This window comes from Bradyrhizobium sp. LM2.9 (genome assembly GCF_054056555.1).
In genome coordinates, this window is the sequence record NZ_JBSRYJ010000002.1 from 1,704,696 (window position 1) to 1,715,720 (window position 11,025).

Here is an 11,025-nt window from a genome sequence, read left to right on the forward strand (position 1 = left end):
CTCGAAGAGCGAAGGCGGAAGCGAAACCCATCAATAGCCGTCATGGCACGATGGGTTTCGCAAGTGCTCTACCCATCCTACTGGCTGCTGCGCCAGCGCGGCCAGCAATTCGGGCGTGATGGTCACGGTGCAAAAGCTGCGGAGGAAGGGCCTGCGCTTCCTGGCATGGCTCTTGGTTGAGGTGCGCGCTAAAAGCTGAATACTTTCAATAACCTATCTAATTGCTCGTGACCCCGGTCACGATGAAGAACGGGCGCCGGTTGAGGCTTTCTGCGAATGGCACCATATTGCGGGGATGTTGAAAAATGCGATCGAAAACCTGACTGCGGCCGTGACGACGATCAACACGCCGATGCCTGCCAGCATCGACGAAGGGACTCTGCTGGCGTGTCTGAAGGGGGAGATCTCCGAGCGAAAATGGCGCGTGTACGTGCAAGCGTTGTTCGACGAGGTCGATGTTTCCGTCATCCACAATCTCGTCGTTGATCATATCGTGACGTTCGACGAGTTATTGAAAGCAATCGACGCCTGGCAGGTCACGGAGTCCGCGAATGAAAGATGGGTCAGGGAGATGGCTTCCTTCGAGGTGGGAAGATCTCCTGCAGAAGGCGCTGATCGCACTCGATAGTCTGGAGGGGGGCGCCGGACCGTGGACGTTCGGCGGCGGCACCGCCCTGGCGCAGATCCTGAATCATCGGATCAGTTACGACGTCGATATCTTCCTGGATTCAAGCGCCGCCCTGAAGAACCTCGCGCCGAATACGAACCCGGTGACGAAGTCGCTGTGTGATAGTTGGCAATGGCCGGGCAAGTATCTGAAACTCATCGTGCGCGACGTCGGCGAGATCGATTTCCTGAACGCCCCGTCCTACATCGCCAATCCGACCCATCAACTAAAATTTGGCGAGCGTGCCATTGCAGCGGAGCGGTCCGCGGAAATCGCGACCAAGAAACTGGTCTATCGCGCATCGACATACACGCCGCGCGACGCCTTCGATCTTGCCGCGATCCATTTGCATGATCGTTCGGCGCTCCGCGAGATCGCGCAATCTCCGGCAATCACCCATCATGTCGTATCGGCCGCCCTGAATCGGTTGAATCTCGCGAAGCGCCAGTATCAAGCCGAGATGAGAAACGTGATCAACGCGACGCCGCGGGGCGAGGAGTTCATCGACGGAGCTTGCGAAATTGCTCTGGAGGCGCTGGTGGAAATTCGGAATCTGATCCCCGAAGATGGGATCGAACCGAGCAGCTCGTAGGATGGGTTGAGTCCTTGCGAAAACCATCGCTTCTGTCGATTAGCTAGGGATGGGTAGCGCTTCGCTCCACCCATCCTGCGGGCTCACCAATCCGGATCGCCGTAGTAGGGATCGACCATATAGGGCGGTGGCATCCAGGGTCCGCGCGACGGCCTGGGCCGCCGAGGTGCGGCCGCTTGCGCGTGCGGCCGTGCAGGCGCAGCCGTAACGTTGTCCGTCACGTTCCGCGCGGCGGGTTTCGCGGATGTAGACGCGGATGACGTCGTCAGTTGCGTTTGCAGTGCCTGGACTTGTGCGGCGAGGCGCGCATTGTCCGCCGCATCCTTCTCCTGCGCCGCCTTGAGCTGTTGAATGGTGTCGGCCTGCTCGCGCAGTGCCTGCTCGTTGCGGCTTTTCAGTTGCTCGAGCTTTCCGTTGATGCTCGCAAGCTCGCTGGTGATGGTCTTGAGCGATTGCGCGAGATCAGACGACGAGGGGTCAGCCGTTGTGGCGCCAGTTGTTGGAGCGTCAGTTTTTGGAGCGCTTTCCGTTTCCTTGCCGACCGGCGGCGCGGGCACCGGACCAGGCTCATCCGCGGCTGCCAGTTGCACCGTCGACGGCTGCGCCGGACTTTCAACCGCGGACGCTTGCGGGGGCACGCTCGCGGCCGGCGGAACCCATCGCGCCATGATCGACCTGGCCTCATCACGATAGTGCGAAGCGAAGGCGGCACCGAGAATGCCGATCGCCAGCACAAGACCAACCAAAGCGCGCAGCATGAGCCGATCTCTCTTCAGGCCTTGATCGCGAACCTTGCTATCCGGCGCCGGCGCCTTGTCCTTGGGAGGCTTGTCCTCGGGAGTCTTGTACTCGGAAGTCTTGGCTGCCTCCGCACCGGCGCTTGCTCGCGAGGCCCGTGGGCCCTCGCTGCCGCGTTCCATTCCGGAAACCAGCCGGTCCAGCCGCGCAAGGTCTTCCTCTGCGCTCTTGATCTGGTCGTAAGCGCGTGCCAGCCCGCCATCGCCGCGCCCCTCGTCCGGCTTGGGGGCGTTAGGCTTCTGGTCATCAGGGCACCGATGCGCTCTCGATCCAGTCGGGCGTTCAATGGGAGTGCGGCAGTCCGATCGCTGGAAGGATAGGTCTCGCCGCTATCCAACACAACGCGCGTGCGAAGGAGAAATTATGGCGGCTCATAGGTCGGAGGGCCGGCTCTGCCGCGATCGTAGTTGTGGAGGCGGCCATCAATAGCGGCCGCCGCTGCCCTTTTGCTGCGTGATCCAGTCCGACAATGTTTTCCGTGTCGACCCCGCAGTCCGGCCCGGTGACGCCCTCGAATTGTCGCGGACGCCTTTCGCAGGACGGGTGCGCGGCGCTTCCGTTGCGTTGACGCTCTTCAAGGCAGCCGTCGATGCCTCCGCGGCTTCCTTCTCCAGGCGCAACTGCTTCAATCGCGCCATCTTGATGCGCTCTGCCTCGACTTCGGGTCGTTCGGCGAGCTGCCGCTTGTGTTGAGCAAGCTCGGCCGGGACCAGGACGCCGAGAATGGTCGTCTCGCCGAGCGCCTTGCAGGCTTCGAGCCGATGCAGCCCCTCAACCAGAACGAGGCGGTCGCCGTCGCGCCGAACGGAAATGGGGGCCTGTTGTCCGATGTCCAGCATGCTTTCCGCGATCTCCCCGACGATCTCGGGCTTGATGGCTTTCTTCTGCTTCGTGGGAACGAAGATCTTCTCGATCGGGAAGCTTTCCGGTGTTGGCATAACCTGACTCCGCGTCTACTAGGCCCGTCGGAACCCATGCCGGTGGTATCGGGAGTTTAGAAGGGAAGGGCTCGACCGCAAAGGCAATTCGGCGGCAGGGTGTTGATGAGCAACGAAGCTGGGCTCACCAATCAGGATCGCCGTAGTAGGGATCGACCATATAGGGCGGGGGCATCCAGGGCCCTCGCGACAGCCGCGGTCGCCGAGGTGCGGCCGCCTGCGCGTGCGGCCGTGCAGGCGCAGCGGCATCGTTGTTGATCACGCTCCGCGCGGCGGGCTTTGCGGATGCAGGTGCGGATGCGGGTGAAGTCGTCAGCTCCTTTTGCAGCGCCTGGACCTGTGCGGCGAGGCGCGCATTGTCCGCCGCATCCTTCTCCTGCGCCGCCTTGAGTTGTTGAATGGTGTCGGCCTGCTCGCGCAGTGTCTGCTCGTTGCGGCTTTTCAGTTGCTCGAGCTTTCCGTTGATGCTCGCAAGCTCGCTGGTGATGGTCTTGAGCGATTGCGCGAGATCAGACGACGAGGGGTCAGGTGCTGTGGCGCCAGTTGTCGAAACGCTCTCCGTTTCCTTGCTGACTGGTGGCGCGGGCACCGGACCAGGCCCATCCGCAGCAGCCAGTTGCATGGCCCGCGGCTGCGCCGGACTTTCAACCGCGGACGCTTGCGGGGGCTGGCTCGTGGCCGGCGGAGCCCATCGCGCCATGATCGACTTGCTGAACGACTTGGCCTCATCGCGATATTGCGAAGCGAAGGCGGCACCGAGAAGGCCGATCGCGAGCACGAGGCCAATCAAAGCGCGCATCATGGTCCGATCTCCCTTCAGGCCTTGATCGCGAACCTTGCTAGCTGGTGCCGGCGCCTTGTCCCCGGGAGTCTCGGCCGGCTTCGCACCGGCGCTTGCTTGCGAGGCCCGCGGGCCTTCGCTGCCGCGTTCCATTCCGGAAACCAGCCGGTCCAGCCGCGCAAGGTCTTCCTCTGCGCTCTTGATCTGGTCGTAAGCCCGCGCCAGCCCGCCATCGCCGCGCCCCTCGTCCGGCTTGGGGGCGTTAGGCTTCTGGTCATCAGGCTTGTGGTCGTCAGGTTTGGGGTCGTTCGTCTCGGGCACCGATGCGCTCTCGATCCAGTCGGGCGTTCAATGGGAGTGCGGCAGTCCGATCGCTGGAAGGATAGGTCTCGCCGCTGTCCAACACAACGCGCGTGCGAAGGAGAAATTATGGCGGGCCCGGGGATGGCGGATCGAGGCCCGATACCGAACTGTAGCTCCTGGCCCGGATGAGCGACTTGTCCGCCGTAGCTCGCAGAGCGAAGGCAGAAGCGATATCGGGGACCCTGCCACCGAAGCTGCAACGATCCGTCCCTGAGAGTTGAGTGCACTGGACCCATAGTTCCACTAAGCTAGGCCGGCCAGCGCTTTCGAGGGTGTGGTGGCGTCAACATTCGACGCTCGAGGTAAGAATCCAAGAGAGAATAGTGAAATACTGCGATTCGTTTGCTCCAATAGTAGTCAACGCCTGATCTGTTTAGTGCAAAATTAGTCAATACGAAACGAGCTGCACCCGGTTCCGAAGACACCAAGTTAGGTGTTTTATGGAGCAGGAGGTGCGTCATGGAGAGAAGGCAGTTTACGCGGGAGTTCAAGCTTGAGGCCGTGCGGCTGATCAAGCAGCGCGGCGTGTCGTATGCGCAGGCGTCCAAAGACCTTGGTATTCATCCGACACAGTTGCGCAGTTGGGTGAAGCAGCTTGCGGACGATCCACAACATGCATTCCCTGGCCACGGTCAGATGAAGCCGGAGCAACTGGAGATCGCGCAGCTGAAGCGCGAGGTCATCAAGCTTAAAGCCGAACGGGACATCCTAAAAAAAGCCGCGGCCTACTTCGCGAAGGAATCGACGTGAAGTTCGGTTTCGTTGCGAAGCACCGAAGGATCTGGCCGGCGGAATGGTTGTGCGAGGCGCTCGGTGTCTCGCGGGGTGGCTTCTATGCCTGGCTGACACGGCCGCGCAGTGAACGCAGCCGGACCGAAGAAGAGCTTGGCGCGAAGGTTCGAGCCAGCTTCCTGGCCAGCGACCGGACCTATGGCGCCAGGCGGGTGTGGCACGACCTGCTGGCCGAAGGGATATCTTGCGGGCTGCACCGGATCGAACGATTGATGCGGCTGCAGGCCCTTAAAGCACGCCCACGACGGCGTCGACTGCCGCCCGATCTGGGTGAGCGGCAGATCGCCGCCGTCGCTCCCAACGTGCTCGACCGCTCCTTCGAAGCGCCCGCTCCCAATCGCAAATGGATCGCTGACTTCACCTATGTTTGGACGGCGGAGGGTTGGCTCTATGTGGCCGCAGTCGTTGATCTGTTCTCGCGGCGGGTGGTCGGCTGGTCAATGAGTACAGCAATGACGGCACAGCTCGTCACCGATGCCCTGGTGATGGCGATCTGGCGACGAGGCAAGCCGGACGCGCTGTTGCATCATTCCGATCGCGGCAGCCAATACACCAGCGAACAGTTCCAGAGGCTGATGGCCGATCACGGCGTGGTCTGCTCGATGAGCCGGTCAGGCAATGTCTGGGACAACGCTGCAATGGAGAGCTTCTTCTCGTCCTTGAAGACCGAGCGAACAGCGCGCAAAGTGTACCGGTCACGCAACGAGGCCAAGGCCGACGTGTTCGACTACATCGAGCGCTTCTACAATCCGAAGCGAAGGCATTCGACGATCGGATATCTGAGCCCTATGGAGTTCGAACGGAAGGTTGGATTAGCTTAAGCCGGTGTCAACAGAACCGGGTGCAGCTCACTTTTGGAATAGCTTGGGCCAATTCCTTTCTTGCAAGTGGAAGGAGCACACTGCAATCGCGCCAAATACTCGCCCCGAGTTTTGATCGACTTGCCATCAGTTCGTACGACTTGGATAGGGCGCTTACGTACGAGCTAGCGAGATTGCAGAATTTAGCTATCTGAGCTTCGATCAACGGAAAGGTCGAGAACTCGCCCGAAAAAAATCTGTCTTGCAATTCCTGCTTTAGAGCGGCGAAGTTACCGACACAAACGTCGCCGGTTAGAGATCGGAATCCCCAAATCGCTTGGTCTCCAACGTCGACCTCGAATTTGAAATCTATGTCCTCATAGCCGTTCCCTACATCCACGTGGAAGAAGGAGGAAATTCGGTTGCGGCCGTCTATTTCTTGAATAAGAGGCAGATTGCCGCCTGGCCGATCGACCAGGACTGGGACGACAAACGATGGGACGTCTTTCGCAACAACTAAGCAGCCATCAAGGGAAGGCATTGCCCTGATCTCACGTCATGAGGCCTGATCTTCGGTAGTACTCATAACAAAGATCGAAGATCTTCGTGACGTATTCCGATGGTCTTTGACGATCTACCTGAGGGTAAGGCAAAGCTTCGATTTTCAATGCTGCTAATTTTGATTGGATGAATGAGCTGCTGTACAAAGTGTCGGGAAGAATGACGGCATCGATAGCTCCGTCAATCTTCAGTGGACCTTCAAACTGCAACTCAATCCCGGATACTCGATTGTCCATAGTGTTACTGAGGCGCTGGCTTATTAGTGCCAAGTAGCTCTTCGCTTCCAGTTCGGATGCATCGAGAGTTGCCGATGCTGATGCGCGCGCCCGCAAATAGGCGTCGGTTGTCTCAAAGAAGAGCGAGATGACGCGCCCTGGAGTGTCGATGTCAGGTTCAAGACCAAAGTCGTCGAGTTTCATATCTTTGTGGAATGCGTCCGCGTAGAGGTCGTTATGAAATCCGCCGCTATCAAATGGAAACACCCTTTTGATCGGATTTACGGACTTGTTCCGAAAGAGCAAACAAACTGGAAGATAGTGATCTAGCGACGTCGCTCCTTCGTTGGCGTTCACACGGTATGATGGTCGTCCATAAAAGAAATAAAGTAACGGCTCGCTCCTAAATACGTCGCACTCTCGTGGCTCTAGGCGCCCGTCCTCAAGCACATTCGTCAGTCGATAGACGTCGGTTGTATGTACAAGTGGCAGCAATGGTTGCGCAGACTGCTGCCCATTGACTAGATTCCTCAATCGTCGCCGCGACATAAGTTGCCTACGCTTAGCGTAAAGGATAAATTTAAAGTCGTGTATTAACGCATAATGCAAGCAACAGGAGGGGCGGCCTTTAGGCCGCCCCTTGTCAGTTGCCCGGATCAATCGGCTTAACTCTCGGTAAGCGCTGCCGCCTCACGAACACCCCGTCGTACTTCCGCACGTATCGCACTTCATGCAGGTCCCATTCCGCACCAGCGTGAAGTTGCCGCACTCGCCGCACATCTCGCCTTCGTAGCCTTTTGCTTTCGCTTCCGCGCGGCGCTCGGCCTTGCTGGGGACTGCGACTTGCGCGCTGCCGGACTTGCTCCACTGGAGGGCTTCGAGCTTCTCCGTGGGAGACAAATCGTGGCTGGCTTCCTGCTTCAGCGCGACCGCGCCTTCCAGGGCATCGCGGGCGGTGGCGCCGTGGGAGGCGAGCGAGGTGACCTTGCTGCCGCCGGCGGGCGCGCTGTCATTGCCGGATGCGACCGCGGCGGAGCCGCTGCGCATCACGAACAAATTGTCGGTGCGGGAGCGGGTGAGGCCGCGCGAGACCAGCCTGGTCGCCTGCTGGTTCGCTTCCTCCGGCTCCTTGCCTTCCTCGACGCCCTTGCCCAGCGCGTCGAAGTTCGACTCGGTCGGATCGACATGGGCGAGGTCGAAGCGCGACATGTAGCTCACCGCCAGTTCGCGGAAGACATAGTCGAGGATCGAGGTCGCGTACTTGATGCTGTCGTTGCCCTGCACGGGGCCCGCCGGCTCGAAGCGGGTGAAGGTGAAGGCGTCGACATATTCTTCGAGCGGCACGCCGTATTGCAGGCCCAGCGACACCGCGATCGCGAAGTTGTTGATGAAGGAGCGCAAGGCCGCGCCTTCCTTGTGCATGTCGATGAAGATCTCGCCGATCCGGCCGTCGTCATACTCGCCGGTGCGCAAGTACACCTTGTGGCCGCCGACGACCGCCTTCTGGGTGTAGCCCTTGCGGCGATCCGGCATCTTCTCGCGCTCGCGCATCACGATGATGCGCTCGACCAGCTTCTCGACGATCTTTTCCGAGACCTGGGCGGTCCGCGCCGCCATCGGCTTGTCGTAGAGATTCTCGATCGCATCGTCCTCGTCCTCATCGTCGCTGATGAGTTGCGAGTTGAGCGGCTGGGAGAGCTTCGAGCCGTCGCGATAGAGCGCGTTGGCCTTCAGCGCCAGTTTCCACGACAGCATGTAGGCGGACTTGCAATCCTCCACCGTGGCGTCGTTCGGCATGTTGATGGTCTTGGAGATCGCACCCGAGATGAAGGGCTGCGCCGCGGCCATCATGCGGATGTGGCTCTCGACCGAGAGATAGCGCTTGCCGACCTTGCCGCAGGGATTGGCGCAGTCGAACACGGCGTAATGCTCGGCCTTGAGGTGCGGAGCACCTTCCACCGTCATCGCGCCGCAGATGTGGACGTTGGCCGCCTCGATCTCGCGCTTGGTGAAGCCAACGGCCTGGAGCAGGTCGAAGCCGGGTGCTGCGATTGCCTCGGCACCGATGCCGAGCTGGTCGCGGATGAAGTCTTCGCCAAAGGTCCACTTGTTGAAGGCGAACTTGATGTCAAAGGCGGTCGGCAGGGCCTTTTCGACTTTGGCGATGGCCTCATCCGTAAAACCCTTGGACTTCAGCGTCGAGACGTTGATGCCCGGCGCGTTGGAGAGCGAGCCGTGGCCGACGGCGTAGGCCTCGATCTCGGCGATATCAGCTTCGCGATAGCCGAGCGTGCGCAGCGCCGCGGGGACCGCGCGGTTGATGATCTTGAAGTAGCCGCCGCCGGCGAGCTTCTTGAACTTCACCAGCGCGAAGTCGGGCTCGATGCCGGTGGTGTCGCAATCCATGACCAGGCCGATCGTGCCGGTCGGCGCGACCACCGTGGTCTGGGCGTTGCGATAGCCGTGCTTCTCGCCGAGCTCGAGCGCCCCATCCCAGGCCGCCTGCGCATGCGTGACCAGGTCGGCCTGCGGGCAGGAGACCAGGTCCATCGGCACCGGGTTGACGCTGAGCGCCTCGTAGCCGGAGGTCTCGCCATGCGCGGCGCGGCGGTGGTTGCGGATCACGCGCAGCATGTGCGCGGCGTTCTTCTTGTAGCCGGGAAAGGTGCCGAGCTCGGCCGCCATCTCCGCAGAAGTCTTGTAGGTGATGCCGGTCATCACGGCGGTCAGCGCGCCGCAGAGCGCGCGGCCTTCCTTCGAGTCATAGGACAGACCCATGGTCATCAGCAGGCCGCCGATATTGGCGAAGCCGAGACCGAGCGTGCGGAACTCGTAGGAGAGCTCGGCGATCGCCTTCGACGGGAACTGCGCCATCATCACGGAGACTTCGAGCACGACGGTCCAGAGCCGGCAGAGGTGCTCGTAACCCTCGACGTCGAACCGCTTCGTGGTGGCGTCGTAGAACGTCAGCAGGTTGGCGGACGCCAGGTTGCACGCGGTGTCGTCCAGGAACATGTATTCCGAGCACGGATTGGAGGCGCGGATGTCGCCGGACGCCTTGCAGGTGTGCCAGTCGTTCATGGTGGTGTTGAAGTGCAGGCCCGGGTCGGCCGACGCCCAGGCGGCGTAGCCGATCTTTTCCCAGAGGTCGCGCGCCTTCAGGGTCTTGGTCACCTTCTTGGTGGTGCGGCCGATGAGATTCCAGTCGCCGTCGGTTTCGACCGCGCGCAGGAAATCGTCCTTGAGCGAGACCGAGTTGTTGGAGTTCTGGCCGGACACCGTGAGATAGGCTTCCGAATCCCAATCGGTGTCGTAGACGTCGAACTGGATGTCCTTGTAGCCCTGCTTGGCGAACTGAATGACGCGCTTGATGTAATTGTCAGGCACGAGCGAGCGGCGCGCGAGCTTGATCTCGCGGCGCAGGGCAGGGTTCTTCTCGGGGTCGAAACAGTCGTCGCCCGAACCTTCGCAGTTCACGCAGGCCTTGAGCACCAGCTTGAGGTGCTTCTGGTTGATCTTGGATCCCGTGACGAGAGCTGCGACCTTCTGCTCCTCCTTCACCTTCCAGTCGATATAGGTCTCGATGTCGGGGTGATCGGCATCGACCACGACCATCTTGGCCGCGCGGCGCGTGGTGCCGCCTGACTTGATCGCGCCCGCCGCGCGGTCGCCGATCTTGAGGAAGCTCATCAGGCCGGACGAGCGGCCGCCGCCGGAAAGGCGTTCGCCTTCGCCGCGCAGGCGCGAGAAGTTGGAGCCGGTGCCGGAGCCGTATTTGAACAGGCGCGCCTCGCGGACCCAGAGGTCCATGATGCCGCCCTCGTTGACGAGGTCGTCACCGACGCCCTGGATGAAGCAGGCGTGCGGCTGCGGATGCTCGTAGGAGGATTTCGACCGGGTCAGCTTGCCGGTGAAGGGGTCGACGTAATAATGGCCCTGGCCGGGACCGTCGATGCCATAGGCCCAATGAAGCCCGGTGTTGAACCATTGCGGCGAGTTCGGCGCGACCATCTGCATGGTCAGCATGTAGCGGAGCTCGTCGTAGAAGGTCTGGGCGTCGGCGTCGGAGGAGAAGTAGTTGCCCTTCCAGCCCCAATAGGTCCAGCAGCCGGCGAGACGGTCGAACACCTGCTTGGCCGAGAGCTCGCTGACGAAGCGCTCTTTCTCGGGCAGGAGGGCGAGCGCCTCGGTGTCGGGCACGGAGCGCCACAGGAACGAGGGGACGGACTCTTCCTCGACCTTCTTCAGGCGCGCGGCAACGCCGGCCTTGCGAAAGTACTTCTGGGCGAGGACGTCGGAGGCGACCTGCGACCACTCGGTCGGGACCTCAACGCCGTCCAATTTAAACACGACCGAGCCGTCGGGATTCCTGATCTCCGACGTGGTCTGCCGGAATTCGATTCCCGCGTAAGGTGACTGTCCTACCGTGGTGTGGCGCCGCTCAATCCGCATGGTCTTGCCCCGTCCTATTTTTAGCCGGACCGCCTCCGCAAGGCGACCGGATCGATATTTCATTTC

At 61.1% G+C, this 11,025-nt stretch carries 9 protein-coding genes; 4 read left to right on the top strand and 5 right to left on the bottom strand.

From position 1 onward, the window contains the following. Positions 1-295 precede the first annotated feature (295 nt). Both ACVWW3_RS09545 and ACVWW3_RS09550 read left to right on the top strand, forming a co-directional pair. Complete coding sequence (locus ACVWW3_RS09545; RefSeq protein WP_354103556.1) at positions 296-628, top strand: hypothetical protein; 333 nt, start codon at positions 296-298, stop codon at positions 626-628. Beyond that, the gene (locus ACVWW3_RS09550) at positions 552-1,259 is read left to right on the top strand and encodes a nucleotidyl transferase AbiEii/AbiGii toxin family protein (RefSeq protein ID WP_456650217.1); all 708 of its coding nucleotides are present in this window, start codon (positions 552-554) and stop codon (positions 1,257-1,259) included. Before ACVWW3_RS09545 ends, ACVWW3_RS09550 begins: the two co-directional genes overlap by 77 nt. An 83-nt stretch (positions 1,260-1,342) precedes the next feature. Here the strand turns inward: ACVWW3_RS09550 and ACVWW3_RS09555 are convergent, their stop codons facing one another. From ACVWW3_RS09555 to ACVWW3_RS09565, 3 genes are all read right to left on the bottom strand, one after another. Next, on the bottom strand, positions 1,343-2,179 hold the full coding sequence (locus ACVWW3_RS09555; RefSeq protein WP_456650216.1) for a hypothetical protein: 837 nt from the start codon (positions 2,177-2,179) through the stop codon (positions 1,343-1,345). A 300-nt stretch (positions 2,180-2,479) separates the two neighbouring features. Further along, on the bottom strand, positions 2,480-2,995 hold the full coding sequence (locus tag ACVWW3_RS09560; protein WP_456650215.1) for a chromosome partitioning protein ParB: 516 nt from the start codon (positions 2,993-2,995) through the stop codon (positions 2,480-2,482). 124 nt (positions 2,996-3,119) lie between these two features. After that, a complete protein-coding gene (locus tag ACVWW3_RS09565) occupies positions 3,120-4,097 on the bottom strand; it encodes a hypothetical protein (protein ID WP_456650214.1) in 978 nt (325 codons plus the stop codon). Positions 4,098-4,598: 501 nt separating this feature from the next. On the opposite strand from ACVWW3_RS09565, the gene ACVWW3_RS09570 reads away from it, so the two are divergent. Beyond that, positions 4,599-5,752, top strand: a protein-coding gene (locus ACVWW3_RS09570; protein WP_354049800.1) for an IS3 family transposase whose coding sequence is annotated in 2 segments (ribosomal slippage) — positions 4,599-4,857 and positions 4,857-5,752 — 1,155 coding nt in all. Because the reading frame shifts where the segments join, the coding sequence is not laid out codon by codon here. A 316-nt stretch (positions 5,753-6,068) separates the two neighbouring features. Continuing rightward, a complete protein-coding gene (locus ACVWW3_RS09575) occupies positions 6,069-6,251 on the top strand; it encodes a hypothetical protein (protein WP_456650213.1) in 183 nt (60 codons plus the stop codon). A 31-nt stretch (positions 6,252-6,282) separates the two neighbouring features. Here ACVWW3_RS09575 and ACVWW3_RS09580 read toward each other — a convergent pair whose 3' ends face one another. Then, a complete protein-coding gene (locus tag ACVWW3_RS09580; protein WP_456650212.1) occupies positions 6,283-6,864 on the bottom strand; it encodes a hypothetical protein in 582 nt (193 codons plus the stop codon). Between the two features lie 333 nt (positions 6,865-7,197). Next, positions 7,198-10,959, bottom strand: a complete 3,762-nt coding sequence (locus ACVWW3_RS09585) for a vitamin B12-dependent ribonucleotide reductase (RefSeq protein ID WP_456652035.1) — start codon at positions 10,957-10,959, stop codon at positions 7,198-7,200. Between the last annotated feature and the right edge of the window lie 66 nt (positions 10,960-11,025).

Excerpts from the sequence above, each read along its gene's own strand:
- ACVWW3_RS09555 (WP_456650216.1), bottom strand. The coding sequence starts at position 2,179 with ATGGAACGCGGCAGCGAGGGCCCACGGGCCTCGCGAGCAAGCGCCGGT.
- ACVWW3_RS09585 (WP_456652035.1), bottom strand. The coding sequence starts at position 10,959 with ATGCGGATTGAGCGGCGCCACACCACGGTAGGACAGTCACCTTACGCG.
- ACVWW3_RS09550 (WP_456650217.1), top strand. The coding sequence starts at position 552 with ATGAAAGATGGGTCAGGGAGATGGCTTCCTTCGAGGTGGGAAGATCTC.
- ACVWW3_RS09560 (WP_456650215.1), bottom strand. The coding sequence starts at position 2,995 with ATGCCAACACCGGAAAGCTTCCCGATCGAGAAGATCTTCGTTCCCACG.
- ACVWW3_RS09545 (WP_354103556.1), top strand. The coding sequence starts at position 296 with ATGTTGAAAAATGCGATCGAAAACCTGACTGCGGCCGTGACGACGATC.